Genomic DNA, 18,538 nt, shown 5'->3' on the forward strand with positions numbered 1-18,538 from the left:
GTCGCGCCTGTGCCTGTGGAGGGGGCGGGCGCCTCCGGCGGGAGTATTTGGGGCAAGAGGAAGGGGGCGGTCAGGATCGGGCCGCCTCTTTCAGTTTGTAGAGAAGCTCCAGGGCCTCGCGGGGGGTGAGGTCGTCGGGGTGGATGTCGCGCAGCATTTCCTCGACCGCCGAGTTGCGGGGGGCGGGATCGGGCGGTTGCGTCGTGGCCGAGAACAGCGGCAGGTCGTCGATCAGGGTGGCGGGCGAGGCGGCGCCTTCGCGCTCTCCCTTTTCCAGCGCGTCCAGCACGCATCGTGCGCGATCGACCACCGCCTTCGGCAGGCCCGCCAGCTGGGCAACCTGGACGCCGTAGGAGCGGTCGGCCGCGCCCTTGCGGACCTCGTGCAGGAAGATCACCTCGCCTTCCCATTCCTTGACCGTGACGGTGGCGTTTTCGACCCCGTCCAGTTTGCCGGCAAGGGCGGTGAGTTCGTGATAGTGGGTGGCGAACAGGGCGCGGCAGCGGTTGACGTCGTGGAGGTGCTCCAGCGTTGCCCAGGCGATGGACAGCCCGTCCCAGGTGGCGGTGCCGCGGCCGATTTCGTCGAGGATGACCAGGGCGCGGTCGTCGGCCTGGTTGAGGATGGCCGCGGTTTCGACCATTTCGACCATGAAGGTAGAACGCCCGCGGGCGAGGTCATCCGAGGCTCCGACGCGGCTGAACAGCTGGCTGATCAGCCCGATATGGGCGCTTTCGGCCGGGACGAAGCTGCCCATCTGCGCCAGCAGCGCGATCAGGGCGTTCTGGCGCAGGAAGGTGGATTTGCCGGCCATGTTGGGGCCGGTGAGCAGCCAGATGGCCGCCCCGCTTTCGGCGGACAGGTCGCAGTCGTTGGCGATGAAGGGATCACCCCCCTGGATGTTCAGCGCGTTTTCGACAACCGGGTGGCGCCCGCCCAGAACATGGAAGGCGCGGCTGTCGTCCACCTGCGGTCGGCACCAGTCGCCGTCGCGGGCAAGGTCGGCCAGGGCGGTGGCGAGGTCGATTTCGGCCAACGCCCTTGCGGCCGCGTTCAGGCGCGGGGCTTGGGCGAGAATCGAGTCGGAAAGCCTTTGGTAGAGCCTTTTTTCGATCTCCAGCGCCCGGTTGCCGGCATTCAGGATGCGGGTTTCCAGCTCGCTGAGTTCGACGGTGGTGAAGCGGATCTGGCTGGCGGTGGTCTGGCGGTGGATGAAGGTTTCGGACAGGGGCGGGGACATCATGCGCCCGGCATGGGTGGCGGTGGTTTCGACGAAATAGCCCAGCACGTTGTTGTGCTTGATCTTCAGTGACTGGATGCCGGTGAGGTCGATATACTTGCCCTGAAGCCCGGCAATGACCGAGCGGCCCTCGTCGCGCAGGGTGCGGGCCTCGTCCAGGTCGGGGTCGAAGCCGGGGGCGATGAAGCCGCCGTCGCGGGCCAGGAGCGGCGGGTCGGCCACCAGGGCGGCGTCGAGCAGGGCGGAAAGGTCGTCGAAACCGAGCAGGTCCTGCGCCGCGCGGGCCAGCAGCGGCGGCAGCTCGGCCCCGGCGCAGATTTCGGCGATGGTTTCGGCCTGGACCAGGGCGTTGCGGATGGCGGCCAGGTCGCGCGGGCCGCCGCGCTCCAGCGACAGGCGCGAGAGCGCCCGGTCAAGGTCGGGCGTCTTGCGCAGCGCCGCGCGCAGATCGGCGGAAATCCGGCTCTGTTCAGCGCAATACTGAACTGCATCCAGCCTTGCGTGGATCGTGTCGAGATCCCGTGAGGGGCTGGAGAGGCGCTGCTCCAGCAGCCGCGCGCCGCCCGGGGTCACGGTGCGGTCGATCACCGCCAGCAGCGATCCCGCGCGCCCCCCCGACAGCGACCGGGTGAGTTCGAGGTTGCGCCGCGTGGCAGCGTCGATCTGGACGATCCGGTCCTGCGTCTCGCGCTGCGGCCTGCGCAGGAGCGGCAGTTTGCCCTTCTGCGTGATGTCGAGATAGTCGATCAGCGCGCCCATGGCCGAAATCTCGGCCCGCGTAAAGGCGCCGAAGGCGTCCAGCGTCTCCACCCCGAACAGCGCGCAAAGCCGCTTTTGGGCGCCGGTCGAATCGAAGCTGGCCCGCCCCAGAGGGGTCAGCGGCACGCCCAGATCGGCGGCGATCTCGCGCAGGGCGGCCTCATGCGGTTCGGCAACGATCAGCTCGGACGGGGCCAGGCGGGCCAGCTCGGGGCTCAGCCGCGCCGGGCTCAGCGGCATGACGTGGAAGCTGCCGGTGGAGATGTCGCTCCAGGCCAGGGCGGCCTCGTCGCGGACCACGGACCAGGCGGCCAGGAAATTGTGCCGGCGCGCTTCGAGCAGCGAATCCTCGGTCAGCGTGCCGGGCGTGACCAGGCGCACGACCTCGCGCTTCACGACTGCCTTCGAGCCGCGCTTCTTCGCCTGGGCGGGGTCTTCCATCTGTTCGCAGACGGCGACGCGAAAGCCCTTGCGGATCAGTGTCAGCAGGTAGCCTTCGGCCGAGTGGACCGGCACGCCGCACATGGGGATGTCGGCGCCCTGATGCTTGCCGCGCCTGGTCAGGGCGATGTCCAGCGCCTGCGATGCCGCCACCGCGTCGTCGAAGAACATCTCGTAGAAATCGCCCATGCGATAGAACAGCAGCGCATCGGGATACGCCGCCTTGATTTCGAGATATTGCGCCATCATCGGCGTGACTTTCGACACGCAGTCCCCCGGTTTTCGAATGCCCGGCGACATTACAAATCCCCTTCGGGTGGCGAAAGGCGAAATCGACTTGCCGTTGAGGCCGCACCGCCCCTAGGCTAAGACGCCGCCGCCGCAGCCAGAAAAAGAAGTATCGCATGACCAGGAACAAGATCACCGCCGAAGAGGCGCTTGCCTTTCACCTTGAGCCCACCCCCGGCAAGTGGGAGGTGCAGGCCACCGTGCCCATGACCACCCAGCGCGATCTGTCGCTGGCCTATTCCCCCGGTGTGGCGGTGCCCTGCGAGGCGATCGCAAAGAACCCCGAAACGGTGTATGACTACACCAACAAGGGCAACCTTGTGGCGGTGATCTCGAACGGCACGGCGGTGCTGGGTCTGGGCAATCTCGGCGCGCTGGGATCGAAGCCGGTGATGGAGGGCAAGGCGGTGCTGTTCAAGCGGTTCGCCGATGTCAACTCCATCGACATCGAGCTGGACACCGAAGACCCCGAGGAATTCATCTGCGCGGTCAAGCTGATGGGCCCGACCTTCGGGGGCATCAACCTGGAGGACATCAAGGCCCCCGAATGCTTCATCATCGAGCAGCGCCTGAAAGAGGAGATGGACATTCCCGTCTTCCACGACGACCAGCACGGCACCGCGGTGATCTGTGCGGCAGGGCTCATCAACGCGCTGCATCTGTCGGGCAAGAAGATCGAGGAGGTGAAGATCGTGCTCAACGGCGCGGGCGCGGCCGGGATCGCCTGCATCGAGCTGCTCAAGAGGATGGGCGCGCGGCATGAAAACTGCATCGTCTGCGATACCAAGGGCGTGATCTGGCAGGGCCGCAAGGAGGGCATGAACCAGTGGAAATCGGCCCATGCGGTCAAGACCGATCTGCGCACGCTGGAAGAGGCCATGGTCGGCGCCGACGTGTTCCTGGGCGTTTCCGTCAAGGGGGCGGTGACGCAGGCCATGGTCGAAAGCATGGCGGAAAATCCGGTGATCTTCGCCATGGCCAACCCCGATCCCGAAATCACCCCCGAAGAGGCCCATGCGGTACGCCCCGATGCCATCGTCGCCACCGGCCGGTCGGACTATCCCAATCAGGTCAACAACGTGCTGGGCTTTCCCTATCTCTTTCGCGGAGCGCTGGACATCCACGCCCGTGCCATCAATGACGAGATGAAGATCGCCTGCGCCCAGGCGCTGGCCGAGCTGGCCCGCGAGGACGTGCCCGACGAGGTGGCCCTGGCCTATGGCAAGACGCTCAGCTTCGGCCGCGACTACATCCTGCCCACGCCCTTCGATCCGCGGCTGATCCACCGCATCCCGCCGGCGGTGGCCCGCGCGGGCATGGACACCGGCGCCGCGCGGCGGCCGATCATCGACATGGAGGCCTATGAGGTCGGCCTGAAATCGCGGCTCGATCCCACGGCCTCGATCCTGCGCAGCCTGAATCTGCGTGCGCGCTCGGCCCAGTCGCGGATGATCTTTGCCGAGGGCGACGACCCCCGCGTGCTGCGCGCGGCGGTGATGTATCAGCGTTCGGGCTATGGCAAGGCGCTGGTGGTGGGGCGCCAGGACGACGTGGCCGCCAAGCTGGAGGCCGCGGGTCTGGGCGACGCGGTGGCCGAGATCGAGGTGGTCAACGCAGCCAACACCGATTACCTGGAAACCTACAAGGATTTCCTCTACCGCCGGCTTCAGCGCAAGGGATACGACCAGAAGGACGTGCACCGGCTGGCCGCCCGCGACCGGCATGTCTTTTCGGCGCTGATGCTGGCGCACGGGCATGGCGATGCGCTGGTCACCGGGGCCACGCGCAAGTCGGCCCATGTGCTAGAGCGCATCAACCACGTCTTCGACGCCGATGCCGAACATGGCGCCGCCGGGGTGACGGCGCTCTTGCACAAGGGGCGGATCGTGCTGATCGGCGACACGCTGGTGCATGAGTGGCCCGAACCCGAGGATCTGGCCAATATCGCCGAGCGCGCAGCCACCGTGGCGCGTTATCTTGGCCTTGAGCCGCGGGTCGCTTTCGTCAGCTTCTCGACCTTCGGCTATCCGGTGTCCGAGCGGGCCGAGAAGATGCATCTTGCCCCCGAGGTTCTGGACCGTCGCGGTGTGGATTTCGAATATGAGGGCGAGATGACCGTGGACGTGGCGCTGAACGTGCAGGCGCAGGCGGCCTATCCGTTCTCGCGCCTGAGCGGGCCGGCCAACATCCTGGTGGTCCCGGCGCGGCATTCGGCCTCGATTTCCACCAAGCTGATGCAGGAAATGGCCGGCGCCACGGTGATCGGACCGATCCTTGCCGGCGTGGACAAGCCGATCCAGATCTGCTCGACCGTGGCGACGGCCAACGACATCCTCAACATGGCGGTTCTGGCCGCCTGCGGGATCAAGTAGGGCCGCGGCGGGATGGCGATCTGGACTCTCGGCTCGATCAACGCGGACATGGTCTATCCGGTCCCGCGTCTGCCGGCGCCGGGAGAGACCGTGGCCGCGCGGGGGCTGCGCTATTTCCTGGGCGGCAAGGGGGCCAACATGTCGGTGGCTGCCGCCCGGGCCGGGGCGCGGGTCGTGCATGTGGGCGCGGTGGGGGCGGATGGTCGCTGGGCGGTCGAGAGGCTGCGGCAATACGGTGTCGATACCGACCATGTGGCCGAGGTGGCCGGCGCCACCGGGCACGCCGTCATCGCCGTGGATCCGAGGGGCGAGAACAGCATCCTGATCTATCCCGGCGCCAATCGGGCGATTCCGTCCCGCACCCTCGGCCTGGCGCTGAGTGCGGCGCAGGCGGGCGATACCCTTCTGATGCAGAACGAGACGAACCTGCAGCCCGAGGCCGCGCGGATGGGGCGCGAAATGGGGCTGAAGGTCTGCTATGCGGCCGCGCCGTTCGACGCGGCCGCGGTGCGCGCGGTGCTGCCGTGGCTGGATATCCTGATCCTCAACGAGGTCGAGGCCGAACAGCTGACGCGGGCGACCGGCAAGCGCCCCGAAGACCTGCCCGTGGCGCATGTGATCGTGACCCTGGGGGCGCGGGGAGCGCGCCATATCGACACCGAAAAGGGCCTGTCGCGGGACTTTCCCGCCTTTCCGGTGCGGGTCGTGGACAGCACCGGGGCCGGCGATACCTTCACCGGCTATCTTCTGGCCGGGCTCGACCGCGGCCTGCCGATGGATCGGGCCATGGACCTGGCCGGCCGGGCGGCGGCGCTGATGGTCACGCGCGAGGGCACCGCCGACGCGATCCCCGATCTGGCGGAAGTCGAGGCGGCGCGCTTTGGTTGAAGCCCGCGGTCACGGGCGGTCGTCATTGGCAGGAGGACAGGATGGCGGACAGGATCACCACGCACCAGGCCGAGGAAGACGCGCGCAACGAGCGGATCCTGATCCACGTCAACGGCCGCCTCCTGCCGCGGGCCGAGGCCACCGTCAGCGTCTATGACAGCGGCTTTCTTCTGGGCGACGGGGTGTGGGAGGGGTTGCGGCTCTACAACGGGCGCTGGGCGTTTCTCGACGAGCACATGGACCGGCTGTTCGAGGCCGCCAGGGCCATTGATCTGGATATCGGCATGGACCGGGAAGGCGTCATTTCGGCCTTGTTGGAGACGCAAGAGGCCAATGGCATGACCACCGATGCCCATGCCCGGCTGATGGTGACGCGCGGGGTGAAGGCGCGGCCCTTCCAGCACCCTTCGCTCAGCCGCTCGGGGCCGACCTTCGTCATCATCATGGAGCATTCCCGCCCGCTGCTGCCGCGCCCGGTGCGGCTGGCCACGGTGCCCCATATCCGCGGCCTGCCCATGAGCCAGGATCCCAAGCTGAACAGCCATTCCAAGTTGAACTGCATCCTTGCCGGCATCGCCGCCGAGAAGGCCGGCGCCGACGAGGCGCTGATGCTGGACGTGCACGGCTTCGTCAACACCACCAACGCCTGCAATTTCTTCGTCGTGCGCGGTGGTGAGGTGTGGACCAGCACCGGTGACTACTGCATGAACGGGATCACCCGGTGCAAGGTGATCGAGCTGTGCCGCGAGGCCGGCATCCCGGTGTTCGAGCGCAACTTCTCGCTGGTCGATACCTATGGCGCGGACGAGGCGTTCCTGACCGGCACCTTCGGTGCCCAGACCCCGGTGGGCGAGATCGATGGGCGGGTGATCGGAAGCGGCGAAATGGGGCCGGTGACGGTGCGGATCCGCGAGCTTTACAAGGCGCTGATCAATAGGGAGTGCGGGGGATGAGGATCGCCATGTGGTCGGGGCCGCGGAATCTGTCCACGGCGATGATGTATGCCTTTGCCGCGCGCGGCGACTGCGCGGTGGTGGACGAGCCCTTCTATGCTGCCTACCTCGCGGCAACCGGTCTGGACCACCCGATGCGGGACGAGATCCTTGCCGCCCAGCCCACCGATCCGGCCGAGGTGGTGGCGCGGATAACAGGCTCTAACCCGGGAGAATTGCCGCATTTCTATCAGAAGCACATGGCTCATCACATGGTCGCGGGCATCCCGCGGGACTGGATGGCCGGCATGGTCAACGTCTTTCTCATCCGGCATCCGGTGCGGGTGGTGGCGAGCTATGCGAAGAAGCGCGAGGCGCCGGTGCTGGCGGATCTGGGTTTTCTGCAGCAGGCCGAGCTGTTCGATCATGTGAAGGCGCTGGGGCAGCGGCCGGTGGTGATCGACAGCCACGACATTCGCGCCGACCCTGCACGCAGCCTGAAGGCGTTATGTGCGGCAATCGGGCTGGAGTGGACCGACAGGATGCTGCGCTGGCCGCCGGGCGGGCGGCCCGAGGACGGGGTCTGGGCGGCGCACTGGTACGGGGCGGTTCACAAGTCTGTCGGATTTTCCGGGGCAGAGGGCGAACTGCCCGTGTTAGAGCCTGAATATGCCCGTCTGGCCGAGGCCGCGATGCCTGCCTACGAGAAGCTGCGGGCGGAAAGGGTCTGAGGGGCGTTGCCCCTCTGCGCGTTCCGCGCATTCACCCCAGGATATTTGCGGCCAGAAAAAGACCCTGCGGGTCAGGCGCGGTTCAGGGCATCCAGCGTGAGGGGGCAGGGGGCTCCATTGTAGAACGTGTCGAGCACTTGCCGGAAGACGGGGCTGGCGCCGGGGACGCGGGAGAAGAGCGTCATCGAGGAGCGCAGTTTCATCGCGTCCAGGGGGCCGAGGATGGTTTCCGGGGCGGTACCAGAATGCGCAAGCATGAGGCGGGCAGCCTCCCTCCAGGCGTTCGCGCAGGCGGTCATCGGCGAGGTAGGCGCGGGCCTCGTCGAGGTCGCGGATGCCGAAGCGGCGGGCCGTGGGTGAGCGGCCCAGCGCGGCCAGTTGCGGAAAGACGAACCAGATCCAGTGACTGGTCTTTCGGCCTTGGGCGAGTTCGCGGCGGACCGCCGACCAGACGCGATCCTGCGCGTTCAGGAATTCGGCGGCCCGTTCGGGGGACATCGTGCCTAGTCGCCGAGGCGGCGGTCGCGCATGGCCAGCAGGCGAAGCCGTAGAGCGTTGAGCTTGATGAAGCCGGCGGCGTCCTTCTGGTCGTAGGCGCCGGCGTCCTCCTCGAAGGTAACGTGTTCCTCGGAGTAGAGCGAATGGTCGGACCAGCGACCGACGCATGAGGCCAGCCCCTTGTAGAGCTTCATCCGAACCGTTCCGGTGACATGCGCCTGGCTGTGGTCGATGGCGGCCTGGAGCATCTCGCGCTCGGGCGAGAACCAGAAGCCGTTGTAGATCAGCTCGGCATATTGCGGCATGAGCTGGTCCTTGAGATGCATGGCGCCGCGGTCCATGGTGATGGATTCGATGCCCCGATGCGCCGCCAGCAGGATCGTGCCGCCGGGGGTTTCGTAGATACCGCGCGATTTCATGCCGACGAAACGCCCTTCGACCAGGTCGAGCCGGCCGATGCCGTGCGTGCGCCCCAGATCGTTCAGCGCGGCCAGCAGCTGGGCCGGGCTCATCTTCTGGCCGTTGATGGAAACCGGATCGCCACGCTCGAAACCGATTTCCACATATTCGGGCCGGTCGGGGGCGTCTTCCGGGTGATTGGTGCGCTGATAGACGTAGGGCGGGGCCTCGACGGCGGGATCTTCGAGTACCTTGCCTTCTGACGAGGTGTGCAAGAGGTTCGCATCGACCGAGAAGGGGGCCTCGCCGCGCTTATCCCTGGCGATGGGGATCTGGTGCGCCTCGGCAAATTCCAGAAGCTTCGTGCGGCTGGTCAGGTCCCATTCCCGCCAGGGCGCGATCACCTTGATGTCGGGGTTGAGCGCGTAGGCGGCCAGCTCGAAGCGCACCTGGTCGTTGCCCTTGCCGGTGGCGCCATGGGCGATGGCGTCGGCGCCGCACTGGGCAGCGATCTCGATCAGCCGCTTGGAGATCAGCGGCCGCGCGATCGAGGTGCCAAGCAGGTATTGCCCCTCATACAGCGCGTTGGCGCGGAACATCGGGAAGACGAAGTCGCGGACGAATTCCTCGCGGATGTCCTCGATATGGATGTTCTCGGGCTTGATGCCCAGCATCAGGGCCTTTTGCCGGGCGGGCTCAAGTTCCTCGCCCTGGCCGAGATCGGCGGTGAAGGTCACCACCTCGCAGCCGTATTCGGTTTGCAGCCACTTGAGAATGATCGAGGTATCGAGGCCACCGGAATAGGCCAGGACGACTTTCTTGGGCGCAGACATGGGAAACTCCGTCTATCCGTTCAGGCGGGGGATTATCGGGTTTGGCGTGGCCCCACAAGGGTCCGACCGCAGGCGGGAGCGAAGGAACCCATGCGGAAAAGGTGCATTTGTGATACACTCTTGCCGTGAAAATTCGGGAGGGTGAAGAAAAAGGGGGGGCACCATGCATTGCACAAGCATTTCCCAAGTGGCGTTTGTCGGGAAAACGCCGTTTTTCCGGGGCCTGGAGACGGTGCTTGGCACCGGAAGCCGGAAGGTGAACGATGCCGGTACCGTGGTGACAATTACCAACGGCACGATCACGGTGGTTATCTACGGCACAGGTTTCTCGACCATCGATCAGGCTGCCGGGCGCGTCCGAAGCGTCGAGGTCTTCGAGGAGCCTCTGGACCGGAGCGCGATCTTTCTTGCCGCGGATATCACCATGGTCGCGCTCACTCTTGCCGCCAATCACAATGATCTGCTGAGCCTGTTCATGCCTCCGGCAGGCACCTGCACGGACTGGCAGGGGAATCCGGGCAACAACACTTTCGAGGGAACGCCGGGAAATGACACTTTCCGGGGCGGCCCGGGGGATGATCGTGTCGTGGTGGGCGAGGGCGTCGACGAGTTCGACGGAGAAACCGGTCGGGATGTCGTGGATGGCTCCCAACTGGGTTCGCGAGCCGTGAACAGGATGACGCCTGACGGCTGGTTCGTGAGCTGGAAGATGGGAGAAACCACGGCCACGAACGCCGAAGAGGTTGTCGGTTCTCCGTTCGGCGACCGGTTCCGCGGTGGTGACGGGCATGATGTCATGAGGGGAGGGGACGGAAACGACAGCATGAACGGCAAGGGCGGCAATGACGTTCTCTCAGGCGGACGCGGGCGCGACATAATTGTCGGCGGGTCGGGAAACGACACGATTTCTGGAAATGCGGGCAATGACCATCTTCGCGGCGGCTCCGGCGATGATGCCATTGTTGGAGGCCGTGGAAACGATACCCTTTCCGGCGGCACGGGAAGGGACGTGCTTCGTGGCAATGACGGGGACGACCGGATCGACGGCAACGCCGGCGATGACGCGCTGACGGGAGACGACGGGGACGACACGCTCAGTGGTGGCAGCGGCGCTGATGATCCGGACGGAGGTGCGGGAGATGACCGGCTCATTGGTGGAGATGGTAGCGACTATTTTTGGGGCGGCAGGGGAAAATGATACGCTTCTTGGCGGCGCCGGTGATGATGAAATGAACGGGGCGCGGGGCGATGACGAGCTGCGGGGCGGTCCCGGCAGGGACATAATCTACGGTGGGCGCGGCCGTGATTCGCTGTTCGGAGGTGGCGCTGACGATTTCCTGCGGGGAGAAGAAGGGAGCGACCACCTGCAGGGCGACGGCGGCTTCAACACCCTGACCGGCGGAGAGGGCGAGGATGTGTTCGTGTTTTCGAGAAGGACGCAGGAGGACAGGATTACCGATTTCGAGGCATCGGCTGACAGGTTGCAGATCCATGACGCCTCGAACGTGGACATCCTTTCGCATCCTGACGGCACCGAAGTCAGGTTCACCGATGCCGAAGGCGGAACCCACTCCATCATCCTGGACGGCTATACCGGGCCTGCGGCGGATATCGAGATCGACCTGTTCTGAGCCGCCTGGCATGAGCGTCCCGGTGCGGGCGGGCCGCTCAGGCGGCGGGCTGCCGGTCCAGGCCGTCCAGGAACCGGGCGCGGGAGCGCTCGAACAGGGCGATGATCGCGGCGACATCCACCGCATCGGCACGGCCATCGGTGGCCATCCTTTCGCCTTCGGCGCAACGCTCGGCAAGGGACGAGAAGCCAAAATTCAGGGCGCAGCCCTTCAGGAAATGCAGTTTGTCGGAAAGGTCCCCCGACGGTTGCGCGGATCGGAGCCGATCAACAGCTTCGCCGGCCTCTTCAAGGAAGAGGGCCGCGACCTCGTCGAAATCCTCTGTGCCGATTTCCTCGCGCAACTGCGCGATTCGCGACCAGTCAAGCATGGTTCAGTCCCGTTTTCGTGCCCGCCCGGCCCCCGAGTCTGTCGGCAACAGGTGAAGGTCGGGTTAATCGCGGCACAATCCGTGGCGATGTTTTCCATTCACCCCGCCTTAAGGTTTTGTCGGTCACAGTGCCCGCGGAAAGGATTGCAGGCGGCAGGACGGGAAAGGGCGCGGACGTGGAGGCCTTGGCGCAAACAGCATGCGAACCGGCAGGCGCGGCCGAGGCGGCCCTGCGCGTGCTGGTGGTTGACGACAGCCGTCTGCAACGACGGATCCTGACCGGAGCGCTGCGCAAATGGGGCTTTGCGGTGACCGAGGCGGAATGCGGCGAACAGGCGCTGGAGCAGTGCGCGCGCGAGCCGCCCGATCTGGTGCTGAGCGACTGGATGATGGGCGGGATGTCGGGGGTGGAGTTCTGCCGTGCCTTTCGGGATCGGGCGGGACCGGCCTATGGCTATTTCATCCTGTTGACCTCGCGCAGCGAAAAGGGCGACGTGGCCGCGGGTCTGGATGCGGGCGCCGACGACTTCCTCACCAAGCCCGTCAACATGGCGGAGTTGCGCGCGCGGGTTGCGGCAGGTGCGCGGATCGTCTCCATGCAGCGGGAGCTGGCGGAAAAGAACCGCGCGATCAGGGAGACGCTGGAGAACCTGCAGTCGATCCACGCGCGGATCGACCAGGACCTGAAGCAGGCGCGGAAGATCCAGGAATCGCTCGTCCCGGAGCGGTCGCGCTGTTTCGGAGCGTCGCGCTTCAATCTGCTTCTCGAGCCATGCGGTCACATCGGCGGTGATCTGGTGGGGCTATTCTCCCCCGGTCTGAACCGGGTCGGGTTCTACAGCATCGACGTGTCGGGCCACGGGATCACCTCGGCCCTGCTGGCGGCGCGGCTGGCCGGATACCTTTCGGCCACGCATTTCGATCAGAACGTGGCGATGGAGGCGCGCCAATACGCGTTCTACGGGCTGAAACGCCCGATCGAGGTGGCGCGCACGCTGAATGCGCGGCTTGTGGCAGACAGGGGTGTGGACGAATATTTCACCATGATCTATGGCACGGTCGATCTCTACCTCGGGAAGGTGGAGATGATTCAGTGCGGCCATCCGCACCCGCTTCTGCTACGGCGGGACGGGCAGGCCGAATTCCTGGGCCGGGGCGGGATGCCGCTGGGCCTGCTGGACGATCCGGTCTGCGACGAGATCTCGATCGAACTTGAGCCGGGCGACCGGTTGCTGCTCTATTCCGACGGTGTGACCGAATGCCGGCTCGGGGGCGGCCGGATGCTGGGCGAGAAGGGGTTGCGCGACATGGTGAGCCGGATCGTCTCTACCGGTCGGGGCGGCGGGCTGCTCGACGATCTGTATCGGCAACTTTCGGCGGCATTGCCCGAAGGCGCCTCGTTCGAAGACGACGTGTCGGCGGTGCTGCTGGAGTATGACGGCGTCTGAGCCGGCATGTGCACGTTCCGCCAGCTGCGGTTTCCGGGCCGGCGGGGATCTGGCGAGGCAGGGTCAGGCGCTGGCCGCGAACAGGGCGGCGAAATGCCTGTCGCCGGCATTTCCCAGTGCATGGGCGGCATGATCGGCCTGCATCCACACCGGCCGGTGAAAGGGTTCGGTTGGCGGACCAAGGCGCCGGACCGGGTGGGCCAGGTAGATCAGGCAGACCTTTTCCGCCCACTGGTCGTATTCCGGCAAGTAGGCAAAGCGCCGGAATGCCCCGACAAGGCGGGGGCGCGCGATCCGCCAGCCGGTTTCCTCGCGCACCTCGCGGTGCAATGCCGCCAGCGGCGATTCTCCCGGATCGATCCCTCCTCCCGGCAGCTGCAGGTCGGGATGCGGATCTTCCTGCACGGTAAGAAGCAGGTTTCGCCCCCGCGGCAGAAGCGCATAGACGCCCCGGCGAAGGGAATATGTCCGCCCTCGATCGGGCCGCTCGCCAAAGCGTGGCATCATGGTCCCGCCCCTTTCATCCCTGCCGTTTCTGCCTATATTGCTGCGGTATGCCAATCCGTGGCGCGCAAGGAAACCCCATGACTTACGGTTCGAAGATCGCGTGGGACGATACCGTCCTGCCCTTTCAGCTGGATGCCTCCGATATCCGCGGACGCGTGGCGCGTCTGGACGGCACGCTTGACGGCATCCTGAAGCAGCACGACTACCCCCCGCAGGTGGAGGCCCTGGTCGCGGAGATGGCGCTGCTGACGGCGCTGATCGGGCAGACGATCAAGCTGCGGTGGAAGCTGTCCCTTCAGGTTCAGTCCGACGGGCCGGTGCGGATGATCGCCACCGACTATTTCGCCCCCGAGGAAGAGGGCCGCGCCGCCCGCATCCGTGCCTATGCCGGCTTTGATCGCGAAAGGCTGACAGGCGGTGCTGCCTTCGATCAGCTGGGCCGCGGCTATTTCGCGATCCTGATCGACCAGGGCCAGGGCATGGCCCCCTATCAGGGCATCACCCCGCTTGCCGGCGGGTCGCTTGCCGCCTGTGCCGAGACCTATTTCGCCCAGTCCGAGCAGCTGCCCACCCGCTTTGCGCTTGGCCATGCCAGGTCGGACGCCCCCGGCGCAGGCACGCATTGGCGCGCGGGCGGCATCATGCTTCAGCACATGCCCGCGGCATCGCCCCTCGCGGCGGCCGCCACCGGGACGGGAGACGTCCTGCGGGCTGCCGACCTCGTGCAGGCGCAGGCGGGCGAGAACTGGAACCGGGTCAACATCCTGCTGGATACGGTGGAGGAGGCCGAGCTGATCGGCCCGGACGTTCCGCCGACCGACCTGCTGATCCGGCTGTTCCACGAGGAAGGCCCCCGGGTCTTCGATGCCCAGGCCGTGCGCTTCGGCTGCACCTGCTCGGAAGAGCGGGTGCGCCGCAGCCTGTCGATCTATTCCGCCCGCGACATCCAGACGATGACGACCGAAAACGGACGGGTCACCGCCGATTGCCAGTTCTGCGGTGCCCATTACGATCTGGATCCGAAGACCCTGGGCTTCGAGGCCGGGCAGCGCGATGAAGGCTGACATTGTCGATAGATTGCGCATGGCGCTGGCACGGCCGGGAGCGGGGTCGTCGGATTTCGACCTGAACCCGGACGCGGTTCTGCCCGAGGGCCGCCGGCTGCGGCCCGCCGCGGTGCTGGTACCCATATCGCTGGCCCCCATGTCGCCTGCCGCGGGTGCGCCGTCCCTGATCCTGACCAGGCGATCCTCGGCGCTAAAGCATCACCCGGGCCAGGTCGCCTTTCCCGGCGGCAAGATCGATGCGACTGATGCCGGCCCCGACGCTGCGGCGCTGCGCGAGGCGCGCGAGGAAATCGGCCTGCCGCCGGAGTTGGTGAAGATCCTCGGCCACCTGCCCGACCATGAAACGGTGACCGGTTTCCGCGTGACCCCGGTGGTCGCGGTGATCCGCGCGCCTTTCGACCCGCTCCCGGAGCCGGGCGAGGTGGACGAGGTGTTTTCGGTTCCCCTGTCGCATGTCCTGAACCCCGACAGCTATTCGGTCCAGTCGCGGCGCTGGCGCGGGCAGCGGCGGTATTACTTCACCGCACCCTGGGGGCCGTACTATATCTGGGGCGCGACGGCGCGGATGCTGCGCGGATTGGCGGCCCGGATGGAGACATGATCAGGATTACCGATGAATGGCTGACCAATCCGGCGACGCAGGCGGTTTGCGCCGCACTGATCTCCGGCGGGGCGCAGGCCCTGTTCGTGGGCGGCTGCGTGCGCAACGCGCTTCTGGGGGTGCCGGTTTCCGATATCGACATCGCCACCGATGCGCGCCCGGAGCGGGTGCTCAAGCTGGCCGCCGCCGCCGGAATCAAGGCCGTGCCCACCGGGATCGACCACGGTACCGTGACGCTGGTCAGCGGCGGCATCGCGCATGAAGTTACCACCTTTCGCCGCGACGTGGAAACCGACGGGCGGCGGGCGGTGGTCGCCTTTGCCGACCGGGTCGAGGAAGATGCCGCCCGCCGCGACTTTACCATGAACGCGCTTTACGCGCGCCCTGACGGCACCGTTCTCGACCCGCTGGGCGGGCTGGCGGATCTGCGCGCGCAAAGGGTGCGTTTCATCGGCGATGCCGCCGCCCGCATCCACGAGGACTACCTGCGCAGCCTGCGCTATTTCCGGTTTCACGCCTGGTATGGCGACCCGGAAAAGGGCTTTGACCCCGAGGCCCTGGCCGCCATTGCCGGCAATCTTGACGGGTTGTCCAGGCTCTCGCACGAACGGGTCGGGGCAGAGATGCTGAAACTTCTGGCGGCTCCCGACCCGGCGCCTTCGGTGACGGCGATGCGCCAGACCGGGGTGCTGGCCCGGCTGTTGCCGGGGGCGGATGACCGGGCACTGGCTCCGCTTGTGCATCTTGAGCAGGCCGCGGGGGTCGCGCCCGACCCGATCCGCCGGCTGGCGGCGCTGGGCGGCGAGGATGTTGCCGACAGGCTGCGCCTCAGCCGCGCCCAGGCCCGGCAGCTCGAACAGTTGCGCCATGCGGCGGAGGGGACGGCCGAGGCGGGCGAACTTGGATATCGCCTCGGCGTCGATGCGGCCCGCGACGCGCTGTTGCTGCGCGCGGCGATCTGCGGGCTGCCATGGGATGGCGACGCGCTGGAAAGCGCCGCGCAGGGCGCGCGGGCACGCTTTCCGATCCGGGCCGGCGATCTCATGCCGCGCCTTCAGGGCCCGGCGCTGGGCGCCCGGCTGAAACAGCTGGAGGCAGAATGGATCGCCTCGGGTTTTCGCCTGGGCCGCGAGGAGCTGCTGGACCGCGCCGGCAGGGGATAGAGCTTCTCGGACATGCGAAAACAAGGGGTTGGAGCAAGTCGTGTGAATGTGAATGAACGCGATATGCCACGTGCGCTCAGTCGCGCCTCTCCAGCCGGATCCGCAGGTCACGCAGCACCGGCAGGACCGCCCGCACCCGGTCGGTGCCCAGCTCGCCCACCACGTGGTCGATCACCGGGGCGATGGCGGAAATCGCCTGGTCGCGCGCCTGCCGTCCGGCGGGGCTGATCGCCACCATCTTGCGGCGGGCATCGTCCCAGTCGGGCCGGATGTGGACATAGCCCGCCCATTCCAGCTTGGTCAGCGTGTTGGTCATGGCCCCGCGGGTGACGTGGAACACATCGGCAAGCTGCGCCGGCGTGCGCTCGTCCGCGACCGAGGCCAGGTGGTTGAGAACGGAAAAATGCGAAATTTCCATGCCCTTGGGCAGGACGCGGCTGAGGCGGTTTCTCAGCAGCTGGTCGGCCGTGAGAATTTCGCTGAACAGCGCGACGGCAAGGGCGTGGGCGTCGTCGGACATGGCCTATGGTCCCTCGAACGGCCGGACATGGGTCAGCGAGGGCACCCGGCGGCGGGCCTCGTCCACCGCCCGGTCGTCAAGCTCGAACAGGAAGACGCCCGGATCGGTCCCGGCGTCCACCACCACCTCGCCCCAGGGCGCGACAGCAAGGCTGTGCCCGTATGTGCGGCGCGGCCGGCCATGATTGATCGGGTGCTGCCCGGTCTGGGCCGGTGCCAGCACCCAGGCGCCGTTCTCGATCGCGCGGGCACGCAGGAGCGGCTCCCAATGGGCGGCGCCGGTCACCGGAGAGAAGGCCGCGGGCACGGTCAGGATGCGCGCCCCGGCCCGCGCCAGTGCCTGGTGCAGATGAGGAAAGCGCAGGTCATAGCAGACGGTCATGCCGACCGGGCCGAAATCGGTCCGGGCCAGCACCGCGCGCGCGCCCGGCCGGAAGGCATCGGATTCGCGGAAGGTCTCTTCGGGCGTTACCTGCACGTCGAACATGTGGATCTTGTCATAGCGCGCCCTGATGCCGCCATCGGGGCCGATCAGGAACGACCGGTTGGCAAAGCGCCCGCGGGGGTCGTCATCGGTCTTCAGCGCCAGCGACCCGATCAGCAGCCACAGCCCGAGATCGGCCGCCTGTGCGCGCAGGGCGGAAAGGGTCGGATCGTCCCGCTCATGGCAAAGCACCTGTTGCTGATGCGAACGGCTGGTCGAGACGCAGTTCGTCACCTCGGGCGTCAGCACGAAGCGTGCCCCGCGAGCAGCGGCCTGCGCCACGAATTCGCGCGTCTGCACGAGGTTGGCGGCAGGATCGTCGCCGGAGCTCAGCTGGATCAGCGCGGTCTTCATCACGAAGCCAGCAACTTGTCGAGTTCGCCGTCGCTTTCCAGTTCGAACAGGTCGTCGCAGCCGCCCACATGGGTGTCGCCGATGAAGATCTGCGGCACGGTCCGGCGACCGCCCGAGCGCTCGACCATCTCGGGCCTGCGGCCGGGATCGGCGGCGACGTCGATCTCGTTATAGGCGACCCCCTTCTTGTCGAGCAGTCGTTTCGCGGCGTGGCAAAAGCCGCATAGCGGCGTGGTGTAGATTTCGACAGGTTTCATTCGGTCTTCCCCGGGTTTTGCAGCCTTTGTCGGGGATTTAGGCGTCCTTTGCAACGCGTGCCAGCGTCAGAATGTGAACTTCCGCGGCGCCGCCGGCCAGGGCGGCCGCGGTGCAGGCGGCCAGCGTGGCGCCCGAGGTCATCACGTCATCGACAAGCAGCACCGCCCGGCCCGCCATCAGCCGCCGCCGTTTCGGGTGCGGGCGAATTGCCTGCGACAGGGCGGTAATGCGTTCCTCCACGGTCATGCCGTCAAGTTTCGGCGTCGGCCGTGTGCGCTCCAGCAGATCGGGGCACAGCTCCAGCCCGGTCGCGCGGGCCAGCGACCGGGCCAGCAGCGCCGACTGGTTGTAGCGGCGCCGCAACAGCCGGCGCCAGTGCAGGGGAACGGGCGCGACCAGCAGGCCGTCCTTGAGGATCTCGCGCCCTGCACGGGCCATCCATTCCCCGGCCGGCACGGCAATCTCCGGCCGGTCGGCGTGCTTGAGCTTGAGGATCAGATCGCGCGCGCCGTCGCGATAAATCAGAGCCGCGCGCCCGTCGCCCCAGGGGCGGGGCTGCTCCATGCAGTCGTCGCATTCGATGCGGAAGCCGTCCGGCTCTCCCGGAAGCGGCGTGCCGCAGGCTTCGCAGACGGTGCCGCCGATGAACGGCGTGTCGCGCCAGCATGGCGGGCAAAGGCCGAAATCGCTTTCCACCAGTGCTCCGCAGGCAATGCAGCGCGGCGGATAAAGAAGTGACACAGCGGTTTGAAACC

19 protein-coding genes and 2 pseudogenes are annotated in these 18,538 nt (G+C 66.9%); 11 read left to right on the top strand and 10 right to left on the bottom strand.

All coding sequences use genetic code 11. The annotated features are described in order from the left end of the window. Nucleotides 1-70 precede the first annotated feature (70 nt). Entirely contained in the window at nt 71-2,740 is a 2,670-nt protein-coding gene (gene mutS / locus ACZ5CM_RS00800; protein ID WP_464640396.1) for a DNA mismatch repair protein MutS, read from the bottom strand. A gap of 104 nt (nt 2,741-2,844) precedes the next feature. On the opposite strand from mutS, the gene ACZ5CM_RS00805 reads away from it, so the two are divergent. The 4 genes from ACZ5CM_RS00805 to ACZ5CM_RS00820 are packed head-to-tail and all read left to right on the top strand — an operon-like array spanning nt 2,845 to nt 7,651. Next, nucleotides 2,845-5,100, top strand: a complete 2,256-nt coding sequence (locus ACZ5CM_RS00805; protein ID WP_464640398.1) for an NADP-dependent malic enzyme — start codon at nt 2,845-2,847, stop codon at nt 5,098-5,100. Nucleotides 5,101-5,112: 12 nt separating this feature from the next. Further along, complete coding sequence (locus ACZ5CM_RS00810; RefSeq protein WP_464640400.1) at nt 5,113-5,988, top strand: ribokinase; 876 nt, start codon at nt 5,113-5,115, stop codon at nt 5,986-5,988. Between the two features lie 41 nt (nt 5,989-6,029). Next, entirely contained in the window at nt 6,030-6,941 is a 912-nt protein-coding gene (locus ACZ5CM_RS00815) for a D-amino acid aminotransferase (RefSeq protein ID WP_464640401.1), read from the top strand. Continuing rightward, nucleotides 6,938-7,651, top strand: coding sequence for a sulfotransferase-like domain-containing protein (locus ACZ5CM_RS00820; protein ID WP_464640403.1), 714 nt, complete (start codon nt 6,938-6,940; stop codon nt 7,649-7,651). The genes ACZ5CM_RS00815 and ACZ5CM_RS00820 overlap by 4 nt, the downstream gene beginning before the upstream one ends. Nucleotides 7,652-7,722: 71 nt before the next feature. On the opposite strand, the gene ACZ5CM_RS00825 is transcribed toward ACZ5CM_RS00820, so the two are convergent. The 3 genes and pseudogenes from ACZ5CM_RS00825 to ACZ5CM_RS00835 form a co-directional block, all read right to left on the bottom strand. Continuing rightward, nucleotides 7,723-7,908: a DUF1810 family protein gene (locus ACZ5CM_RS00825; protein ID WP_464640405.1), complete on the bottom strand. Its 186-nt coding sequence runs from the start codon at nt 7,906-7,908 to the stop codon at nt 7,723-7,725. A 76-nt stretch (nt 7,909-7,984) separates the two neighbouring features. Next, nucleotides 7,985-8,149 (bottom strand): annotated as a pseudogene (locus tag ACZ5CM_RS00830) (DUF1810 family protein); the annotation flags it as partial. 5 nt (nt 8,150-8,154) lie between these two features. Further along, complete coding sequence (locus ACZ5CM_RS00835; protein WP_464640407.1) at nt 8,155-9,381, bottom strand: argininosuccinate synthase; 1,227 nt, start codon at nt 9,379-9,381, stop codon at nt 8,155-8,157. Between the two features lie 187 nt (nt 9,382-9,568). Between ACZ5CM_RS00835 and ACZ5CM_RS00840 the strand changes: the two genes are divergently transcribed. From ACZ5CM_RS00840 to ACZ5CM_RS00850, 3 genes and pseudogenes are all read left to right on the top strand, one after another. Further along, nucleotides 9,569-10,579 carry a calcium-binding protein gene (locus ACZ5CM_RS00840; protein WP_464640409.1) on the top strand — a complete coding sequence of 337 codons (1,011 nt, stop codon included), beginning with the start codon at nt 9,569-9,571 and terminating at the stop codon, nt 10,577-10,579. Beyond that, nucleotides 10,554-10,607: pseudogene (locus ACZ5CM_RS00845) on the top strand (hypothetical protein); the annotation flags it as partial. The gene ACZ5CM_RS00840 and the pseudogene ACZ5CM_RS00845, both read left to right, overlap by 26 nt. A gap of 3 nt (nt 10,608-10,610) precedes the next feature. After that, nucleotides 10,611-11,012 (top strand): hypothetical protein, encoded by a 402-nt coding sequence (locus tag ACZ5CM_RS00850; RefSeq protein WP_464642665.1) that lies wholly within the window; start codon nt 10,611-10,613, stop codon nt 11,010-11,012. A 37-nt stretch (nt 11,013-11,049) separates the two neighbouring features. Here the strand turns inward: ACZ5CM_RS00850 and ACZ5CM_RS00855 are convergent, their stop codons facing one another. Further along, nucleotides 11,050-11,355 (bottom strand): Hpt domain-containing protein, encoded by a 306-nt coding sequence (locus ACZ5CM_RS00855; protein ID WP_464640411.1) that lies wholly within the window; start codon nt 11,353-11,355, stop codon nt 11,050-11,052. A gap of 212 nt (nt 11,356-11,567) precedes the next feature. Between ACZ5CM_RS00855 and ACZ5CM_RS00860 the strand changes: the two genes are divergently transcribed. Continuing rightward, a complete protein-coding gene (locus ACZ5CM_RS00860; RefSeq protein ID WP_464640413.1) occupies nt 11,568-12,830 on the top strand; it encodes a PP2C family protein-serine/threonine phosphatase in 1,263 nt (420 codons plus the stop codon). A gap of 63 nt (nt 12,831-12,893) precedes the next feature. Here ACZ5CM_RS00860 and ACZ5CM_RS00865 read toward each other — a convergent pair whose 3' ends face one another. Continuing rightward, nucleotides 12,894-13,337, bottom strand: coding sequence for an NUDIX hydrolase (locus tag ACZ5CM_RS00865; RefSeq protein WP_464640415.1), 444 nt, complete (start codon nt 13,335-13,337; stop codon nt 12,894-12,896). Between the two features lie 77 nt (nt 13,338-13,414). Between ACZ5CM_RS00865 and hslO the strand changes: the two genes are divergently transcribed. Genes hslO through ACZ5CM_RS00880 form a run of 3 tightly spaced genes read left to right on the top strand, consistent with a single transcriptional unit; the run spans nt 13,415 to nt 16,168 of the window. Then, nucleotides 13,415-14,401: an Hsp33 family molecular chaperone HslO gene (gene hslO, locus ACZ5CM_RS00870; protein WP_464640416.1), complete on the top strand. Its 987-nt coding sequence runs from the start codon at nt 13,415-13,417 to the stop codon at nt 14,399-14,401. Further along, a complete protein-coding gene (locus tag ACZ5CM_RS00875; protein WP_464640417.1) occupies nt 14,391-15,005 on the top strand; it encodes a CoA pyrophosphatase in 615 nt (204 codons plus the stop codon). The genes hslO and ACZ5CM_RS00875 overlap by 11 nt, the downstream gene beginning before the upstream one ends. After that, nucleotides 15,002-16,168: a CCA tRNA nucleotidyltransferase gene (locus tag ACZ5CM_RS00880; protein WP_464640418.1), complete on the top strand. Its 1,167-nt coding sequence runs from the start codon at nt 15,002-15,004 to the stop codon at nt 16,166-16,168. Before ACZ5CM_RS00875 ends, ACZ5CM_RS00880 begins: the two co-directional genes overlap by 4 nt. 76 nt (nt 16,169-16,244) lie before the next feature. On the opposite strand, the gene ACZ5CM_RS00885 is transcribed toward ACZ5CM_RS00880, so the two are convergent. The 4 genes from ACZ5CM_RS00885 to ACZ5CM_RS00900 are packed head-to-tail and all read right to left on the bottom strand — an operon-like array spanning nt 16,245 to nt 18,524. Continuing rightward, entirely contained in the window at nt 16,245-16,688 is a 444-nt protein-coding gene (locus tag ACZ5CM_RS00885; RefSeq protein WP_464640420.1) for a MarR family winged helix-turn-helix transcriptional regulator, read from the bottom strand. Between the two features lie 3 nt (nt 16,689-16,691). After that, on the bottom strand, nt 16,692-17,525 hold the full coding sequence (locus ACZ5CM_RS00890) for a carbon-nitrogen hydrolase family protein (protein WP_464640422.1): 834 nt from the start codon (nt 17,523-17,525) through the stop codon (nt 16,692-16,694). Continuing rightward, entirely contained in the window at nt 17,525-17,782 is a 258-nt protein-coding gene (grxC, locus tag ACZ5CM_RS00895; RefSeq protein WP_464640424.1) for a glutaredoxin 3, read from the bottom strand. Before grxC ends, ACZ5CM_RS00890 begins: the two co-directional genes overlap by 1 nt. Before the next feature lie 37 nt (nt 17,783-17,819). After that, the gene (locus ACZ5CM_RS00900) at nt 17,820-18,524 is read right to left on the bottom strand and encodes a double zinc ribbon domain-containing protein (RefSeq protein WP_464640425.1); all 705 of its coding nucleotides are present in this window, start codon (nt 18,522-18,524) and stop codon (nt 17,820-17,822) included. Nucleotides 18,525-18,538: the final 14 nt, after the last annotated feature.

This window comes from Piezobacter thermophilus (assembly GCF_055386745.1).

Bases quoted from the DNA above. Each gene is read 5' to 3' on its own strand.
- mutS (WP_464640396.1), bottom strand. From the start codon at position 2,740: ATGTCGCCGGGCATTCGAAAACCGGGGGACTGCGTGTCGAAAGTCACG.
- ACZ5CM_RS00805 (WP_464640398.1), top strand. From the start codon at position 2,845: ATGACCAGGAACAAGATCACCGCCGAAGAGGCGCTTGCCTTTCACCTT.
- ACZ5CM_RS00810 (WP_464640400.1), top strand. From the start codon at position 5,113: ATGGCGATCTGGACTCTCGGCTCGATCAACGCGGACATGGTCTATCCG.
- ACZ5CM_RS00815 (WP_464640401.1), top strand. From the start codon at position 6,030: ATGGCGGACAGGATCACCACGCACCAGGCCGAGGAAGACGCGCGCAAC.
- ACZ5CM_RS00820 (WP_464640403.1), top strand. From the start codon at position 6,938: ATGAGGATCGCCATGTGGTCGGGGCCGCGGAATCTGTCCACGGCGATG.
- ACZ5CM_RS00825 (WP_464640405.1), bottom strand. From the start codon at position 7,908: ATGCTTGCGCATTCTGGTACCGCCCCGGAAACCATCCTCGGCCCCCTG.
- ACZ5CM_RS00835 (WP_464640407.1), bottom strand. From the start codon at position 9,381: ATGTCTGCGCCCAAGAAAGTCGTCCTGGCCTATTCCGGTGGCCTCGAT.
- ACZ5CM_RS00850 (WP_464642665.1), top strand. From the start codon at position 10,611: ATGAACGGGGCGCGGGGCGATGACGAGCTGCGGGGCGGTCCCGGCAGG.
- ACZ5CM_RS00865 (WP_464640415.1), bottom strand. From the start codon at position 13,337: ATGATGCCACGCTTTGGCGAGCGGCCCGATCGAGGGCGGACATATTCC.
- hslO (WP_464640416.1), top strand. From the start codon at position 13,415: ATGACTTACGGTTCGAAGATCGCGTGGGACGATACCGTCCTGCCCTTT.
- ACZ5CM_RS00875 (WP_464640417.1), top strand. From the start codon at position 14,391: ATGAAGGCTGACATTGTCGATAGATTGCGCATGGCGCTGGCACGGCCG.
- ACZ5CM_RS00880 (WP_464640418.1), top strand. From the start codon at position 15,002: ATGATCAGGATTACCGATGAATGGCTGACCAATCCGGCGACGCAGGCG.
- ACZ5CM_RS00885 (WP_464640420.1), bottom strand. From the start codon at position 16,688: ATGTCCGACGACGCCCACGCCCTTGCCGTCGCGCTGTTCAGCGAAATT.
- ACZ5CM_RS00890 (WP_464640422.1), bottom strand. From the start codon at position 17,525: ATGAAGACCGCGCTGATCCAGCTGAGCTCCGGCGACGATCCTGCCGCC.
- grxC (WP_464640424.1), bottom strand. From the start codon at position 17,782: ATGAAACCTGTCGAAATCTACACCACGCCGCTATGCGGCTTTTGCCAC.